Raw genomic sequence first — 18643 nt, 5'->3', positions numbered from 1 at the left:
CAAGTGAATAAATTCTCGTGTACGTAGACAAACTATGTGACTGGGGTGAATGAATATTGCCAACACCACTGCAACTTCAAGGAGGAAGGAGTTAGTCACAGATCGATTCATGGAGACGCTTTATGCAGGACACTTTAGCTGTGATTCTCGCAGGAGGAATGGGCTCACGCCTTTCCCCGCTGACGGATGACAGAGCCAAGCCCGCTGTACCTTTTGGTGGAAAATATCGGATTATCGATTTCACCTTAACCAATTGCCTGCATTCTGGATTACGCCGCATCTTGGTGTTAACTCAATACAAATCGCACTCCTTACATAAACATCTTCGTAATGGCTGGTCCATATTCAATCCCGAGCTTGGTGAATTCATCACCGTGGTGCCGCCGCAAATGCGTAAGGGAGGAAAATGGTACGAAGGAACCGCCGATGCGCTGTTTCACAATATGTGGCTACTTGCGCGTAGTGATGCCAAATACGTCGTGGTGCTTTCTGGTGATCACATCTATCGCATGGATTATGCTGCCATGCTCGAAGAACACATCAGCAAAAATGCCACTTTAACCATTGCCTGTATGCAAGTGCCTCGACATGAAGCCTCTGCGTTTGGCGTGATGGCGATTGATGACGACTCTCGTATTACCTGCTTTGTTGAAAAGCCCGCGGATCCCCCTTGTATCCCCAACAGACCCGATCACAGTTTAGCCTCGATGGGGATTTATATTTTCAATATGGATGTACTGAAAAAAGCATTAACCGAAGATGCTGAAATTGAGCAATCCAGCCACGACTTTGGGAAAGACGTCATTCCTAAATTGATCGCGACAGGCAGTGTCTTTGCCTACTCGTTCTGCTCTGGTAAAGGCCGCGTCGCTCGGGATTGCTATTGGCGAGATGTCGGAACCATAGACTCTTTCTATGATGCCAATATGGATTTGTTGCAGCCCGTTCCGCCCATGAATTTGTATCAAAAAAACTGGGCAATCCGCACTTATGAGCAGCAGTACCCGCCAGCAAGAACCGTTTCATCGGCCACGGGTAACGAAGGGATTTTTATCAATTCAATCATTGCTAACGGCGTCATCAACTCGGGCGGCTCGGTGCAACATTCGATCATCTCTTCCAATGTTCGCATCAATGATTCTGCGCTGATCGTCGACAGTATTTTGTTTGATGATGTTGAAGTGGGCGAAGGGTGTAAGCTCATTCATTGCATTATCGATAAACACGTAAAAATTCCGCCCTATACCGAAATTGGCCTTAATCCTATCGAGGATAGAAAACGCTTTCATATCTCAGAGCGAGGCGTTGTTGTCGTACCAGAAAGTTATCAGTTTTCGACCGAGTAGCTTTCCCGGAAAGTGGGGTCTATACCCAAACAACTTGGAGTTGCAGGTAGGCGGCAAGTGAGTGAATCCCCATGAGCATAGATACACTATGTGATTGGGGTGAACGAACGTAGCCAACACCGCTGCAACTTCAAGTAGGAAGGGTATATACCGTTTAATATATTAGGCCGTTCATGGCTCATCTATCGCAAACCATACACTCTTTAGTGACTGAATAAGAAGAACCCCCGCAATGCGGGGGTTCTTAATGACCTGATTCGAACAGTTACGCCTGAGGGCAAGTCACTTCTTTCCAGAACCAGTTAGATTGTGTCGGTGATTCCCATACGCCGGGGTTATTTTGAGCTACAAAGCATTTACCGTTGTAAGTCACCGTTGTGCCATTTTGGACTTGGGTCGAACCGGGAACCCACTGGATGACATCACCCGTTGAGCCACCACCCGTACCACCACCAGTGTTACCGCCGGTATTACCTCCCGTATTGCCACCTGCAGTCAAATCGGCGACAGGGAGATCCGGTTGCTCAAAGCTAAACGCGTACTCCACATTGTTGATTTTCACTGTGTAGTTCGCTGGACCTGAAATCGGCAGGTAGTAAACCATATCCAATTCATAGGTTGCCCCAGCAGGAAGTGATTTCCAAGCGGGTAGAGAGAACGCCACGCGATGCATCGTACCGTCTAACCCGCCAATGTTATTGGCACGGGTATGACCTGATGCAATCACTTTCAAGCCGCCACCCGATTGATCCTTCGCGTTATCTGGCGCTGAAACAGGAATATCGAATTGGAACTCCGTTCCTCCCGGGATATCAATCCCTGTATTGTTGGTGAAGGTAATCTTCGGATTGATTGGGTAGTTTTGGTCACCGACTTTGAAGCCACCGACTTTCACCGCAATATTCACCGCTTCAGCAGGGATTGCGCCCGTTGCCACCTTGTTACCATAAGGCGTGGCGACTTTGAACTTGTCGTAGATGGCTTTGGTCATGGTATTGCCCATGTGGTACTCACCTTTACCGGTGGCACACGCTTGCTCAGAAGGGTCCACTGAGGTGCGCTTGCCGTTGGCATCAAGGTTGTAACAGCTATAGTCACCCGCCAACTCCCAGAACATGATACCGCCAATCTCTTTGTCGATAACGTAATCGGCTTTCACATCAATTGACTGTTTATCTTCGGTCGACAAGAACACTTTCTTCTCTGCGTTCCACAACCAAGGAGCCACGGCCACACTGTCATAATTGCGTACATAAGTACCAATCAGCGGTGTGGTGGTTGGATCGAGCTTATAAGCCGCTGCGTATGAACCCCAAATGCCTTTTTCTAGGTTCTTCGCATGCCACATTGGGTTAGAGCCTGCGCCCATTTCGTCACCTGCAGCGTTAACGTCATGCCACATGTTGTCGATACCGGTTGCACCGTGACCACAGTTGTTTTTCTCCCCTTCACCAGTACCCGGTGCACAGAGATTTTGGTTCGGCAGTGCCGCTCGGCCCCAGAGTCCATTCTCACCACCGGTGACACCTTGCCAACCGCGGGTATAGTAAGGCACACCAATGTTGATACGACCTGCAGGCATTGAGCCACGGAAGTAGTGATATGCCCAGTCCGTATTCAGGTAACCGATACCACCGTATTGCGCTGTACCGTAAACGTTCCACTGCGCCAATTCAGAGTCTTTACCTGTATCGTAGAGCGCGGCGTTGTGACCAACGTGATCGTTCCACGCACCATGCAAGTCGTAAGACATGATATTGACGTAGTCGAGATACTTGGTGACATCGAATGTTTCCATACCACGTAATAAGTAACCAGAAGATGGTGCGGCAATCGTCAGCATGTAGTGATGGCCATCTTGCGCCGAGGCTTGATCGAGTTTTTCACGCAGAACACGCATCAACTCTTGGTAAGAAGCCCACAGGTAAGCACGACGTGGCTCCATAAAACCTTTATCATCGGGATTTCCTGCGCCCGCCATGGAGGTTGGGTATTCGTAATCGATATCCACACCATCAAATTTGTACTTACGGATCATCTCAACTGCAGATGCCGCAAATTTTTCAATCGCTGCGTGGTTGATGGAACCATCAGCATTGGTGGTCATAGTGTAGAAGCCACCATCAGCCACACGGTTACCATTTGCATCAAAGTGACCGCCGGTTTCGGCCCATCCGCCGATAGAGATCAGGGTTTTTACACCGTATTTTTGTTTGTAAGTGGCTAGAGCACCAAAGTGACCTTTAAAACCTAGCGTTGGATCGATTTCTACCCCTGGCCACTCTTTACCAACGGCCGCGTTATTTGGATCGTTGACATCACCGACATTCACTTTGCCATCCGAACCAATGCTGACAAACGCATAGTTAATGTGTGTCAGTTGCTCCCAAGGAATGTCTTTAACCAAGTAAGCGGCTTGCGGATCATCGCCTGAACGCCAGCTGGTAAAGTAACCAATCACACGGCGTGGATGATCCACGCCCATTTTCTCACGGCCATCTGCATCGTAAACGGTACAGTATGGCACTTGTACGCCTTCCGTTTGATACAAACCATCCGGACGGCAATTCGCAACCGGTGCGACGCCATTCACCACCAGCGTGGTCAGTGCAGAATCTGTGGCTGCCCCTAAGTTGTCGGTAGCACGCGCGTAAACCGCTAGTGAACCTGCTTTGGTTGCCGTGTAATTGAGAGTGTAAGGTGCTTTTGCTGAAGTGCCGACAAGCGCACCACCAACATAGAAATCGACTTTCTCTACTGAGCCATCTGCATCCGCCGCTTCTGCGCTCAACGTTACGACCGTCCCAACATCCACGCTTGATGCAGAGAGAGCCACCGCCACGGTTGGCGCTTGATTCGCTGGACCAGCGTCACTCACCGTCAGAGTGACTGCATTTTTGGTGCTGACAGCCCCTTTATCATCAAAGGCAACCGCACTAAATTCATGCGTTCCTTTGGTCGCTGTCCAGCTCGCGCTGTACGGGGCTTTGGTTGCCTGACCAACCAATACGCCATCCACTGAGAACTCAACACGCGCGACAGAACCATCTGCATCAGAGGCGTTTGCTGCGAGTGTCATGACCTCTCCGGCTTTCACCTGCGCAGTGGCAAGCGGTGCGGTTAACGTCACACTCGGTGCTTGGTTAGTCCCCCCCGATGTGCTGCATGAATCCAACAGTTTCCATTGGGCATAGTTACCAGAAAAGGTTTCAGGATCGTTGTTTTGAGTCCAGTAGTTGGCTTGGTAAGCATTGCCCTTGTGCTGCACTTTGGCACCACCGGTATACACCGCAGACGATTGCCATTCAGGTAACGTCGAGCAATCCACCGCAGCATAGCTGCTAAAAGCCATTAAACATGAAGCGGTTAAAGTGCTTAGTGTAAAAACACTCTTCCCTGCTTTTCCTTCGAGTACACGCATTGTTGTTCTTCCCTCAAGTTATTATTTCAACCATTAAATAAACCACGTCGACATCGGCTCACTTAAAATCTTGCGTAAAACAACTTTAGAATAGAGGGATAATTTGGCACTCAAAAAAGTGTGAATTTTAATAATGACTCGCAAACGAGTGTCTGATTTATGCAAATCAAAGCGAGTTATTTTGCATCAACAACGAATTACTCATAAATTTTTCACCATAAAAAAAGCCCCGTTTTTCAGAACAAAATACGGGGTTCAACAATTTTTGTGTGACAATTTTTCCTAAGAGGGAGCACAAGCCTACAACTATGCTTATTGTTACAAAAGAGTAAAACATCAATAATTTTACTTCCTCTTTTGTTAACCCTTGCGATACCCAAACAACTTGGAGTTACAGGTAGGCAGCAAGTGAGTGACTCCCCATGAGCATAGGCAAACTATGTGATTGGGGTGAACGAACGTAGCCAACACCGCGGCAACTTCAAGTAGGAAGGGGATATGAAATGCCCATTTCCTCGCACAATACACAAAATTTCCTCGCAAAATGACCTATTGTGTTTTGCAGATGCGTAATAGCATTCAGCCTATAAACTTGTGGGCTAACGGCAGCTTGGGCTGCTCGTTTTTCCGATTCACGGCTACTCCAAAAACCATACTAATGAGGTGAGCAGATGCAGTTTAGTTACGTCAACCCAACCATGATCCATTTTGGACAGGGGCAGATCGCCAGCATCCGTCGGGATATTCCAAAAGATCACAAAGTGTTAGTGCTGTATGGTGGTGGTTCCATTAAACGTAATGGCGTTTATGACCAAGTGGTTGAGGCACTAAGTGAACATCAATGGGTTGAATTTTCCGGTGTTGAGCCTAACCCAACCAAGGAAACACTGGATAAAGCGGTGCACATAGTGAAAAACCAACACATTGACTTTATTCTTGCCGTCGGCGGTGGCTCGGTCATCGATGGCTCAAAGTACGTGGCCGCCGCAGCATTTTATGAAGGCGATGGTTGGGATATTTTGACCGGGCAACACACCGTAAAACAAGCCACACCGATCGGCGCGATTTTGACTCTGCCCGCTACCGGCTCTGAATCCAATACTGGTGCGGTCATCACCAAAGCGGAAACACAAGATAAATTGGCGTTTCTCTCTCCCGCCGTTCAGCCACGTTTTGCCGTGCTTGACCCTGATGTGATGAAGAGCTTGCCAGAACGCCAGTTGGTGAATGGTTTAGTCGATGCTTGGGTGCATGTGTGTGAACAGTATTTGACACTCCCCACTCAAGCCATGGTGCAAGAAGGCTATGCCGAAGTGCTGCTACGCAACCTGTTAGCCTTAGGCGCAGATTTTGTAAATCGAGACAATGACGCATGGCGAGCTAACCTCATGTGGACAGCCAACCAAGCGCTAAATGGCTTAATTGGCACTGGAGTACCGCAAGACTGGGCAACGCATATGATCGGTCATGAGCTCACTGCGTTATGGCATGTCGACCACGCTCGTTCGCTAGCGATTGTGCAACCTTGGCTGCTACGCAATCAACTGAAGCATAAAAAAGCCAAACTCGAACAGATGGGCAAAAATGTCTTTGGTTTACCGCAATCCGATGATTTAGCGGAAAAAACCATTGCGGCCATTGAAGCTTTTTACCACCAACTGAATGTGGCGACCCAATTTGGTGAACACGGCATGGCAAAAGAGGCTGCCGTCGATGCGGTATTGCAGCAACTGACAGCCCACGGTATGCATAAACTGGGTGAACAAGGCACGATTGACTTACAAGAGTCACGCAAGATCTTAGAAAACGCCTTGTATTAAATCTGAGCCAAGCAGCGCTATTCGCTAAACGATAAATCCTGTTACACTCTTGCAGCACGTCAATCCAATGCGGATGGCGTGCTGCATTTTTTGAGTTTCGTTTATGGTCGTTTTGCGGATGTTATTGCGGATGTTATTGCGGATGTTATTGCGGATGTTATTGCGGATGTTATTGCGGATGTTATTGCGGATAGAGTTATGTGGCTGTTGATTATTGCTCTTTGTGTTGTTCAATTAATCACGATTGATCGCGGTCCACGTTGGATGTTCTATCTCTCGAAGCCCACCCCGATCCTGCTGATGGCCTTGTCGATTGTGATCACCCCTAACCCATTATCCGATTTTGCGTGGTGGATCGTGGCAGGCCTTTTGCTCTCAGCGCTTGGCGACATATTACTGATGCATCCAAAGGATAAATTTGTCTCTGGTTTGCTGGCTTTTCTGCTGGCCCACATCGCTTATACGCTCGGTTTTAGCACCACCATCACCACCTTTACTTGGTGGCCGCTCGCCATTTGGTCAGCACTGGGCGTCATCGCTTTTTTACTGCTACTGCCCAACCTTGGCAAAATGACTTTTCCAGTTGCGGGCTACATTGCCGTTATCGTATTCATGGCGTGCACCGCCACAGAGTACTGGCTAGGTTATAACAACAATGCCTCACGCCTTGCTCTCATGGGGGCGGCGATGTTTATGCTTTCCGATTTGGTGCTAGCCATTGACCGATTTCGCTCTTCATCGCAGTTTTCACGACATGTGGTGATGTTTAGTTACTACAGCGCGCAGGCTTTACTAACCTTGTCCGTCATCCCCTAACCTCGGGCTTTAAACGCATCTTTCTCTAAACCATGCTTTTTCATTCTCAGATAGAGCTTTTTACGCGGCACTTGTAGGTAGTTCGCGGCATCGGCTACTCGGCCAGAAAACAGAAACAGCGCATCTTCAATCACTTGCTTTTCGTAATCGTCCACCAGCTCATCCAATGGCGACAGCATCTCTTCTTGATTGTAGAGACGCTCTTTGCCCGCCAGTTTTACAATGCCAATCGCATACAACTCCGCCACATTACGCAGCTCGCGCACATTCCCCGGCCATTGGTGGGCGCGCAACAAGGCAAGATAATGCGGCTCAACATTGGGCATGGGTTTGCCGAGCTTATAGCAGCTCTGTTTTAGGAAGTAGTGAAACAGCGCCGCAATGTCATCGGGTCTTTGACGCAACAAAGGCACATCGATCTGCCCTTGATTGAGCAAATAGTAAAGCTCTGGCAAAAGCTGGTTTTGAGCAATTAACTGCTCGGGTGGCTGATCAATCACCGCAATCACTCGCGTTCTGGGGCGATTGAGTCGCTCTTGGTTGAGTAAACTCTGTACCACATTGCGCTGCACTTCCTCGCTGAGCAACTCAATATGGTCAATCAACAAGGTTCCACCCGCACTCTCTTGCACTTTAGGTTCAACGGTACTCCACTCGGTTTTGGCCGAAGCGACTAACTCAACCCAGGGCAAGTGACCGTTATTGGTGGTCAGTTGATGGATAAGGTAGGCGATGGTGTGCCGCCCACAGCCCGACTCCCCCACTATCACCACATGGCGATTCAGCAGCGCATATTGCGCCACATGAGAGCGAATTTGCTCCATTTGTGCTGATTTTCCGACTAATTCACGTTTGACTGAACGGGATAACAGCAGCTTTTGCTCGATGAACGAGCGACGCAGCTCAAGATGTTGCTTGATCAGCGTGAGCAATTGCGGAGGATTGATCGGTTTTTCGAGAAAATCACACGCGCCCATTTTGACCGCTTCCACCGCCATCGGGATATCACCGTGTCCTGTGATCACGATGACCGGAATTTTGTCGTCTACGGCTTTGATCTGCTTGAGCAATTCCATGCCATGCAGTTGAGGCATGTACATATCCAGCAGCACGACGCCATTCCAATCGGGTTGGATGTGGCTCATGGCTTGAGTAGGATCGATCACCGCTTTGGCGGTTAATCCGGCAATCGACATCAAATGTAGGTAGGAATCCAACACATCCTGATCGTCATCAATCAGCAGTACGGTACTTTTCATCTTGCTGTAACTCCAAAATAACCATTGCACCTTTTTCCAAATTAGAGGCCAGTGCAATCCGGCCTTGCATCTTTTCCACTAATGACTGGCAAATGCTCAGCCCAAGCCCCAAGCCCACCTCTTTGGTGGTAGTAAATGGGGTAAATAATTTATCAACGACTTCGTGTTCAAAACCCTGCCCACTATCAATCACCGCAATCCGCTGCATCCCTTGCTCTGTGCCTAACGCAATCAGCTTGACCCAAGGTTGCGCGAAGGTTGTTGAAGCATCACAGCCATTCACAATCAGATTGATTAAGACCTGCTCTAAACTCAATGCATCCGCCATTACCATGAGATCATCGGGTAAGGTATTGATAAGTTTGATCTGCTGTCGTTTCGCTTTGGTTTGCACCAATACCAATGCTTGTTCTACAACGCTGTTGAGCCGCACGGGCTGCAACGATTCATCGCTGCTGTTTTTGCGGGCGAAATGGCGCAGACTGTTCACAATCTTACCCATTCGCTCAGTGAGATTTTCGATATGGTCGAGCGATGTTGCCAGTTGAGCCTGTGGTGCCTCCTCTAATGCCAATCGAGCTGAAAACAGATAAGCCGACATCGCACTCAACGGCTGATTCAACTCATGGGCAAGACTGGTCATGGTCTGCCCAACGACCGCCATTTTCGCCGCTTGGATCAGCTCGCCTTGTGTTTTCTTCAAGTGCGCTTCAGCGCGCTGGCGCTCTTCGACCTCCGCTTGTAACTCACGGTTTTTCTCGCGCAGTGATTGGGTTTTCTCTTTGACTCGTTGCTCTAACAAGCGATTGGCGTGTTCTTGGTCGGTCACATCGGTGATGGTGACAATGATTTTATCGTGCAAGCCTTGGCTGTAGCGGCGCAAATAGAGGCGCAAGTAATGAGGCTTTTCTGGATTACCGAGTGATAAGGTTAAACTCTCCGCCCCTTTCTGAATTAAATTCCCTTTCTTATCAAATAATTGACCGACTTTAGGTTGTACGTGTTTAGCAAAACAGCTCCATAGCGTCAAGGGTTGCGCGAGAGATTCTAAACGCAGCGTGGCCATCGCACTCGGGTTGGCGGATTCAATTTGCCCATACCGATCACAGGTGATCAGACTCGCTTGCGTGTTATTGATGAGACTCAACGCGTTAGTGCGTTCCATCTCTTCCACTTTTTTGCCATACAAGATGAGCTGTTCACTCAATGCCCCGATCTCGTCTTTACCATCCACGGTGATCGGGTGAGAAAGATCGTTATGAATAATCGCATCCAAGCTTTCACTTAAGCGGTGTAAGCGTCCGACAATCCGTTTATGCACAAAGTAATACATCAGCAACAAGCTCAAACCGATGGAGAGCCCAAAGCAGATCAGCAGCACTCGGTTACCTTCTTGCACCAATTGAGCCGTTTGTCCTTTGACTTGTACAAACAGCGCATCCGCATTCGCCACCAAATCTGCGATTGCCGTATGCTGTTGATCGAGCTGAATTTGCAGTTGTTCACTCGTGCTCTCTAACTTTTGGGTCAGCACCACCCTATCACGCAGGCTTTGCTGAAAATCGCCCTCTAAACGCAGCACATTACGCCACTCTTCAAGCAGTTGTTGATAGGCAATCGACGATGGCTGAGTAAATAGCGGTTGGCTTAATCGGCTCAATTCATCAAGTCGATACTGCAAAACGCGCATGCCGTTATCCACTTGGGTGAGATGCTTGGCTTTCAGTAGTTCATCCACAAACAAAAAGGCTTGGGTTTCACCATCTAAGATAGTTTGAATAAGATTAATGGTCTGAAACATCACTTGGGCTTGTGGCTGGGCTGCGCCACCTCGCTCTAATTGCCACTGCAGCTCTTGGCGCATCGGCGACAGCTCCATCCCAATATCTTGATGCAGCCAATCCAACTGCTCCGCAAACAGAGCTAAACGTCGGTCGACATCAATCCGAGCCGAAACCAGATCGTTAATCTGTTGCGTGGTTTGCCGCAACTCTGTGTACCCTTGTTGCAGCGCCGCTTGCTGTTCATTTTGTGGCAAACTCGCCAACGCTGCGTGGATCGCGGTGAAATCCTCTTGCAAACGCTGATATTGCTGGTTGAGTGTCACTTTGCTGGTTGCACTGACGATCAGTTGAATTCGTCTGCGAATCTCTGAACTGCGGGTTTCCAATACATAGCTGGTGTTGTACTTGGGTACGCTTTGATTGAGCAGTTCCGCCACTTGATAATCCAGTCGGCTCCATGTACCCCAAGCCACTAAGCTCACGATAGTCAAAAGCGAAGTGCTGAACGCAAATGCCAGCAACAGTCTTGCGCCTATGGTGTGGCGAGTGGTCAAACTCATTGCGCTTCCTCAGCCAGCAAGATTTTCAATTCTTGGTTAGCTTGCTCAAGCTGTTTTTCCAAACGCATTTGCCATTCATGCCCCTTTTCTGCAAGCAGCATGGCAGATTCCGCTTGCTGCTCTTCACTCAGCGCCGAGTTTGGCGCGATTTGTATGGCTAAAGCATCAACCTCTTGCTCGGAAATCGGCATGGTAAAAACCGTGCGTTCAATCTGCTCAATTTTAGCCAATACAGAAGGACGACGTGCAAACTGCGCCTTCGCTTCAAGTACCGCAAGTAGCGTATCTTTTAGTTGCGGCAGTTGCTTGGTGATGGCCAAATCGAATAAATCGTTCAGGCACTCTTCGCGGCGAATAATGCTGCCCATGGGCAAACGGGTGAATCGCTCGTTGACTAGAGACTGATCTTGCACGCTGTGTTTGGCAAAATCGTTGCCTTCCATGTTAGTTTGTACAGCGCTGGACATCAGAAGTTCGATAAATGCTTTAGCGTACTGATCGTTGTGATTTTGCCGAATTTGGGCAACATACGTCGGCATCAAGGTAAAACTTTCATCGTAAACAAACTGTACGTAGTCGAGTTTACGACCAAGGATCAGGGCATAGCTGTCAATGGTCGGGCCCACCGCAAACTGACCATTGGCGATATAGTCACTCACGCCAAAACTTCTGGCCGATGCCGTCGCCAAATTGGCACCGACGCGCAGCAAGATCTCCCATCCTTTTTGCCAGCCATATTTGGCCAGTATGCTTTCCACCATCATCTGCGTGGTGCCAGAGCGTGCTGGTGTACTCATGGTGACATGCCCAAAATAGACCGGTTTCGCCAGATCGCTAAATTGCTTCGGCTCAGGCAATTGATGCGTTTTGAGATAGTCTTGATTCCACACTAATCCCGCCCCTGAATAACCGATCGTCGCCACATGTTCGGTCATCGGCAGTGCGTAAGGTTTCAACCATTCTGGGGTCTGCATCGGCTCTGGTAAGGCGGCCAACTTACCGCTCTGTGCCAAATTCTGCATCAAATATGGCGATGAACTCAGCACCAAATCAATATTCTGAATATAGCTTTTGTTGAGCAGCTGCACGCTCGACTGCGCGCGGCGGTGAATGATCTGCACTTCAATGCCTTGATAACGGCGACTGAACTCCTCCACCAAAGGCAGTAAGGGCTCACGTGAAAATGTAGTGAGGATCACCAACTCTCTCTCGGCAGCCTGAGCTTGAGTGGATACGCCCAAACTCAGTAAGAGGCAGGGCATAATAAAGGCAAAAATCCATCGCGGCATTAGGCAAATCCCTAGTTTTTGTGCGTTCACTCAAATCTCTGTCATTTGTTGAAAAAAAGTCGTCCACGCATTTGGGTCAACTCTGACCTTTTCTGTCATTAATTTTATCAGCAATTGCTTATCCACTGAGGGCAAAATTCCCAGTTTTGACTCACAGCTAACGCGCATTTGGGTCATTTCTGTCCCAAAAAGGTGTTTTTGAGCCACAACTGGCTTTGGCTAATGATGCCTCCCGACAAACAGCTCGTTTGAAATCGTGAACTAGGGAGAGCTCTTATGCTTAATTTCTTTAAAACCCGCCCCGATCTGCCTTTACTCAGCAGCTCAAAAGCGGAAATGTTAAAACGCTACAAAAGCTATCAATGGCAAGTCTTTATTGGCCTGATTTTCGGTTATGCCATGTTCTACGTGGTACGTATGGCGCTCGGCGTAGTGAAAAAACCGATGCTGGATGCTGGCATCGTCACCCTCGAAGAACTCGGCATCATGGGTTCGGCCTTCTTCTTTACTTATGCCTTTGGTAAGTTCCTGAACGGCTTTCTATCTGACTACGCCAACATTGGCCGCTTTATGTCGTTCTCGCTGCTGCTGTCGGGCGTTGCTTCGATCTTCATGGGGATGAACACGGTCGCGTTCTTCTTCGTTCTGCTGTGGGGCTTGAACGGTTGGTTCCAGTCGGTCGGTTCTGCACCATCTTGCGTCTCTATCTACCAATGGTTCTCTCCAAAGCAACGTGGTAGCCGTTACTCCATCTGGGGCGGCTCACGTAACATCGGTGAAGGTATCACTTGGATCCTAACCGCAAGCTTGGTGAGCTACTTTGGCTGGCGTGCAGGTTTCATCGGTGCGGGTATCGCGGGTGTCGTGGCTTCTCTCATCATGTTTAAGCTACTGAAAGACCGCCCACAAACTTATGGTATGCCTGATCCAGGCACAGCGTTTGAGGAAGGCACGGAAATCAAAAAAGCCAACGATCCAAAAGAAACACGCCGTGCGCAAATGTTCATCCTGAAGCAACCTGTGGTATGGCTTATCGCTCTGGCTTGTGCGGCGATGTACATCTCTCGCTACGCCATGTCTTCTTGGGCAGTGCTGTTCCTGCAAGAGCAAAAAGGCTACTCACTGATTGACGCTGGTTTTGCCATGTCCATGTACCCAACTGCGGGTCTGGCTGGTGCGATTCTGTCAGGTATCTTGTCTGACAAAGTGTTCAAAGGTAACCGTAACATCCCTAACCTGCTGTACGGATTGACCAACATCGCTGGTATGTGTCTGATGTTCTTCGGCCCAGATAACCGTATCGTTGATGCTGTAGCACTGAGCATGATCGGCTTCTCGATCGGTGGTCTAGTCGTGTTCCTTGCCGGCCTTATCGCTTGTGACCTAATGCCGAAAAACGCAGTCGGCGCCGTGAAAGGCCTGATCGGTCTCTGTTCTTACATCGCTGCTTCTGCTCAAGAACTTATCTCTGCATCACTGATCACAGTGACTGAAGTCGAAGGCGTAAAACATTACGACTTCGGTAACGCTCAGTACTTCTGGTTGGCTGCTGGGGTGGTTTCAGTACTACTCGCCCTAACCGTGTGGAATGCCAAGAAAGTCGTCGATATCGACGAAGCAGAAGGCAAGCCGTTGAAAACCCAAACCGCTTCTTAATCGATACCCGTCCTACTTGGCGCTGTAGTGCCAAGTAGGACGACGATGCCAGAAGGAGCCTAGCTCCTGCTTACTTTCTCTTTTTTATTTTCTTGTTGAGCGTCGTTATAGGAATTACAACATGTGTAAAACCAAAATTGTGGCCACTTTAGGCCCTGCTAGCCAAACTCGTGAAACTTTGACTCAACTCATCCAAGCTGGCGTGAACGTGGTTCGCTTGAACTTTTCTCACGGCAGCGCTGAAGAACACATTGCTCGCGCGGAAATGGTGCGTGAGATCGCGCAGCAGCTCAATGTGAGCGTTGGCGTACTGGTTGATCTACAAGGCCCTAAAATTCGTATCGCTTGCTTTGCAGAAGGCGCGATTCAACTCTCTGCAGGCGACACATTTATTCTTGATGGCCATTTAGATGGTCAAGCCGGTACGCAAGAGCGCGTGGGTTTAGACTACCCAGAACTAATTGATGATCTAAACGTAGGCAACATCCTGCTCCTCGATGATGGCCGCATTCAACTGGAAGTCACGGCCGTCGATATGCAAGCTCGCCTTGTTCACACCATCGCACTCAATAGTGGCAAACTGTCCAACCGTAAAGGCATTAACTTGCTTGGCGGCGGTCTTTCCGCTCCGGCTCTCACAGAAAAAGACAAGCTCGACATTATTACTGCGGCGGAGCTGCAAGCCGACTTCTTAGCCGTCTCTTTCCCACGCAATGCGGAAGATATTGAATACGCGCGCCAACTCGCCACTCAAGCAGGCTGCCATGCGCACATTGTCGCCAAAGTTGAGCGCGCAGAAGTGGTAGCCAGTGAAGAAGCGATGGACAGCGTTATTCGCGCGTCTGATGTGATCATGGTGGCGCGGGGTGATTTGGGCGTGGAAATTGGTGATGCTCGTTTGCCAAGCGTACAAAAAGCGCTGATCGCGCGTGCTAAGCACTTAGGTAAACCTGTCATCACCGCCACGCAAATGATGGAATCGATGATCGAAAACCCACTGCCGACACGCGCAGAAGTCTTGGATGTCGCGAATGCGGTGATTGATGGTACTGATGCGATCATGCTTTCTGCGGAATCGGCCGCGGGACGCTACCCTGTGGAAACAGTGCTAGCCATGGTGCGCATCGCCCAAGGGGTTGAGCACGAAACTCACTGTGCGCAAAATTGTTGGGATGCGCTACAACATCTGTGCAGCGATGCGGGCAAAAGCTTTGCTCTGTCATCGATGATTTCAGCATCCAAAGTCAATAAAGATCTCGGTGTTGCGATTGTGACTGAGCAAGGTGAAACGCCGCTTTTGATGTCACGCTGTCAAAGCCAAGCCACCATTTGGGCGGTGTCTGATAAACCTGCGCTACTGCGTAAGCTTGCTATTTTGCGTGGTGTCACACCGACCTATTTCCCACATTTAGATAAGCAAGGTGATATTGCGACTCAGCTGATTCATTTGCTGCGTAAACCCGCACAAGAGAAAAAAATCGCCTCGATTTTGGTCACTCAACTGGAATCGGTCGAAGGGGTTGGTCACGTCAACGTGTGCCGACTACTGAATTTGGCGCAGCAGGAAGCCCTGTTCGCCTAACCCAATAAGTAACGCGGAAAGTAGGGTTTCGCGTTACTTATATCCCCCAAAACTTTGTAATTATACTCTCCCAAATGCTACACATAGGGATTTGGCCTGCGCTTGTCGCAGGTCTTTTTTATTCTTTACTCAGCAAATCCAATGCATTACGCAAAGCCTGCTTGGCATTTTCTACCGCATCAACCAGAGGCGTTTGTTGATATGCAGCGGCAGGCGAATCGGCTTTCTCGATTTGCTGGCACAGTTGGTAGAGTTGCGTTAGCCACAATGCGCCAGCAGAACCTTTCAATTTATGAGCTTGGCTTTTGATCTGTGCATCGTTATCACGCTCTGCCTCACACAGAGCGAAAAACTCAGCACACCCTTGTTCAAAATAGCCAACAATCTCACGCATTTTCTCCACACCAAGGATCTGCACATCCTGCTCAAATTTGGCGTGATCCATTACCGCGACCCATTCTTTGCGCACAGCTTGCGCTTCAGGCGAAGGCTCGCCCTGCGGTTGGCCATTATCGAAGATGCTGCTTGTATCATGGCTCTCTGCTTTATCGCGCATATCGGCATCATCTCCGCTCTTCGCCGTTAACTGTTGACGCAACATGGCGGCTAATTGTTCTTTGACCAGCGGTTTAGGCAGATAGCCATCAAATCCTGCTGCTAAATATCCGGCGACTTCTTCATTAAACACGTGGGCAGAAACGGCAATAAATGGGATCACCGCATTGTGAATACTGTCTTCCATTTGTCGCAGGTCGCGCAGCAGATCCACCCCATTGCCATCGGGCAGATGAATATCAAGCAGAGCAATATCAAAGCGTTGCTGCTGAAAGCAGAGTTTCGCCTCTTGCACACTTTTCGCGAGAGTCACTTGATGACCCAGACTGGTTAAAAAACCTTGCGCAACCAAACAGTTGACTTCGTTATCTTCGACCAGCAGCACGTTAGCCACAGGCACATCATCTACGGCTAGGGCGGGCGTTTCAACTGGCTCTCCCACTGGTAGCGGCAAGGTAAACCAAAAACAGCTGCCTTGACCGAGCTGCGAAGCGAGTTGTAACTCGCCCCCCATCGCCTGCACCAACTTACGGCTGATCGCTAAACCTAAACCTGTCCCTCCAAGCTTGCGCCGTCCGGCGTCAGCTTGGGTAAAGGCATCAAACAAGGTCGCTTGCTCTTCCTCAGCAATCCCAATACCCGAATCTTCTACTGCAAAGCGAATGCCTTGCCCATCGGGGGCGAGGCGGATACGAATACGCACTTCGCCCTGGTCAGTAAACTTGATCCCGTTGCCAACCAAATTATTGAGTACTTGCCCGATACGAATCTCATCCCCTTGCCAGTATTGGGTGACATCCTCATCAATGTGGTAAGTGAGGGTGATGCCTTTTTCTCGCGCCCGGCTTTGCATCAGCTCATGGGTTTCACTCACTAATCGATACAAATCAAAATGAGTGTGATGGATTTCCAGATGCCCCGCTTCGATTTTGGAGTAATCGAGCACGTCGTTCAGGATCGCCAGCAGCGACCGTCCGCTGCGGTTAATCACTTGTACATAGTGCTGCTGAGTGGAAGTCAGCGTGGTATCTTGCAGTAGACGCGCCGTACCTAACACCCCATTCATCGGAGTGCGAATTTCATGGCTCATGGTGGCCAAGAAAGCGGATTTGGCACGGCTGGCCTGCTCCGCTTGCTGGCGCGCTTTGGCGTGGTTCAGCACCTCTTGATTGAGCTTATGGTTCATCTCGCTCAATTGACATGTACGCTGTTCAACCAACTCTTCCAAATGTTCTTTGTGCTGTTGCAACTCGCGTTTGGCTAATACTTCACTCTCTGCCACCACTTTAAGCGCTTTGGCGGTATCGCGCGCATGGGCAATCGCCTGCCCCATCTGACCCAGTTCATCATTTCCTTGAGTTGAAACGTCGACGTCGAGTTGCCCTTTTGCCACCGAGATCAGCGCGGCGGTGTGTTGATCGAGACGCTGGATGACCGAGCGATAAACGACCTTCCACACGATCCACACCACAATCACAAGGCCGAGTAAACCCAGCACGGTGAGGATCAATTGCGCGTAATAGAGGGTGTTAGAGAGTTTACTCACCGCTGCGGTGGTCACTTGATTTGACGCATCCACCAGCTGATTGACCGTGTTATTGAGCTTGGCAAATTGGGTCAAGGTATCGTGCTGTAATTGCTGCGCGACTTGTTCATTGCTGTAGCGCTGTTTCAATAGTTCGAATACGATTCGGCGCTTCTCCAACCCTCTCAGCAAGCTCACCATTTGTTTGGAGCGCGTTGGGTCTTCCACCGCTTGCACACGGCGCTGCATAATGCTCAAGTTGGCGGCAAATTCGCTATCTAACGCCAAAATCCGCTCTAAATCGGTCACGGTTTGCGTCTCTTCTATCTCATTGAGCACTTTAAACGCCAACAGATGCAGCTCATGTAAGCGTTCCGCTAAATCCAAATCGACTTCCACCAGATTGTCTAACGCCTGATAAACCTGCGCTTGCTGCTGCTTTTGCAATAAATCGTAGATGTGCGTGACATTGGCGATTGCAATCGTGCTGGTGTTGAGCACTTGGGTGCGGGTTAGCTGCTCCAGCTCTTGTGCCAATTTGCGCATCTCTTTGACGCTTGTACTCAATTGGCTCTCCAAGGTGAGTCGGTGCTCAACGCGCCGTCCTAATTGCGCCAGTGTATCAATCACGTTCTGTACGTCTTGCTCTAATCTATCCAGCAACACGCTATCAAACGCCTCTTCTCCCAGTTGCTGGATATGAGTGAGCAACGTTTCTAATTGCGAGAAAACCTTCTGTCCAGCGGCTTGGTGTTCTTGCTCATTTTTGGCGTTAGAAAGAGTCTGTACAGAAGCAATGATTTGATGACTGAGCTCAGCGACTTGGCGCGCCTCGATCATCGAAGGAATGGCATTATTGACCACATCACGTTCGGTTTTGGCAACCAGAGAAAAACCTAGAACGCCGATCAGCGCCGAGAGAAGCACGAGCAACGCCATCGCGCTAAAAGAAAATAAGAGCTTGCGACCAATACTGGCTTTGGCGAGACGCATGGGGAAAACCTTCTTGTTGACTTCTTCTGCGTGGCGG

At 49.4% G+C, this 18643-nt stretch carries 10 protein-coding genes; 5 read left to right on the top strand and 5 right to left on the bottom strand.

Features of this window, described 5'->3' with window-relative positions; genetic code table 11:
- Positions 1–122 precede the first annotated feature (122 nt).
- Entirely contained in the window at positions 123–1346 is a 1224-nt protein-coding gene (gene glgC, locus T411_RS0109080; RefSeq protein ID WP_001154339.1) for a glucose-1-phosphate adenylyltransferase, read from the top strand.
- A 265-nt stretch (positions 1347–1611) separates the two neighbouring features.
- On the opposite strand, the gene T411_RS0109075 is transcribed toward glgC, so the two are convergent.
- Positions 1612–4767: a chitinase C-terminal domain-containing protein gene (locus tag T411_RS0109075; RefSeq protein ID WP_001264252.1), complete on the bottom strand. Its 3156-nt coding sequence runs from the start codon at positions 4765–4767 to the stop codon at positions 1612–1614.
- A gap of 671 nt (positions 4768–5438) precedes the next feature.
- Here T411_RS0109075 and T411_RS0109070 point away from each other — a divergent pair.
- Together T411_RS0109070 and T411_RS0109065 are read left to right on the top strand one after the other, a co-directional pair.
- Positions 5439–6587, top strand: coding sequence for an iron-containing alcohol dehydrogenase (locus tag T411_RS0109070; protein ID WP_001160754.1), 1149 nt, complete (start codon positions 5439–5441; stop codon positions 6585–6587).
- A gap of 198 nt (positions 6588–6785) precedes the next feature.
- On the top strand, positions 6786–7403 hold the full coding sequence (locus tag T411_RS0109065) for a lysoplasmalogenase (RefSeq protein ID WP_001912281.1): 618 nt from the start codon (positions 6786–6788) through the stop codon (positions 7401–7403).
- Here T411_RS0109065 and T411_RS0109060 read toward each other — a convergent pair.
- From T411_RS0109060 to T411_RS0109050, 3 genes are read right to left on the bottom strand one after another with little or no spacing between them, the layout of a single operon-like run.
- Positions 7400–8662, bottom strand: a complete 1263-nt coding sequence (locus T411_RS0109060; protein ID WP_000843516.1) for a sigma-54-dependent transcriptional regulator — start codon at positions 8660–8662, stop codon at positions 7400–7402. The two genes, T411_RS0109065 and T411_RS0109060, sit on opposite strands and share 4 nt — an antisense overlap.
- Positions 8637–11006, bottom strand: a complete 2370-nt coding sequence (locus T411_RS0109055) for an ATP-binding protein (protein WP_000060357.1) — start codon at positions 11004–11006, stop codon at positions 8637–8639. The genes T411_RS0109060 and T411_RS0109055 overlap by 26 nt, the downstream gene beginning before the upstream one ends.
- Positions 11003–12295 (bottom strand): ABC transporter substrate-binding protein, encoded by a 1293-nt coding sequence (locus T411_RS0109050; protein ID WP_001138403.1) that lies wholly within the window; start codon positions 12293–12295, stop codon positions 11003–11005. Before T411_RS0109050 ends, T411_RS0109055 begins: the two co-directional genes overlap by 4 nt.
- Positions 12296–12571: 276 nt before the next feature.
- Between T411_RS0109050 and T411_RS0109045 the strand changes: the two genes are divergently transcribed.
- Together T411_RS0109045 and pyk are read left to right on the top strand one after the other, a co-directional pair.
- Entirely contained in the window at positions 12572–13951 is a 1380-nt protein-coding gene (locus T411_RS0109045) for an MFS transporter (RefSeq protein ID WP_000931484.1), read from the top strand.
- 121 nt (positions 13952–14072) lie between these two features.
- Positions 14073–15533 carry a pyruvate kinase gene (gene pyk / locus T411_RS0109040; protein WP_000335359.1) on the top strand — a complete coding sequence of 487 codons (1461 nt, stop codon included), beginning with the start codon at positions 14073–14075 and terminating at the stop codon, positions 15531–15533.
- A gap of 118 nt (positions 15534–15651) precedes the next feature.
- On the opposite strand, the gene torS is transcribed toward pyk, so the two are convergent.
- Positions 15652–18606, bottom strand: coding sequence for a TMAO reductase system sensor histidine kinase/response regulator TorS (torS, locus tag T411_RS0109035; RefSeq protein ID WP_001234230.1), 2955 nt, complete (start codon positions 18604–18606; stop codon positions 15652–15654).
- Between the last annotated feature and the right edge of the window lie 37 nt (positions 18607–18643).

The organism is Vibrio cholerae ATCC 14035 (assembly GCF_000621645.1).
GTDB lineage: Bacteria > Pseudomonadota > Gammaproteobacteria > Enterobacterales > Vibrionaceae > Vibrio > Vibrio cholerae.
This window is presented reverse-complemented; position numbering and strand designations above follow the sequence as displayed.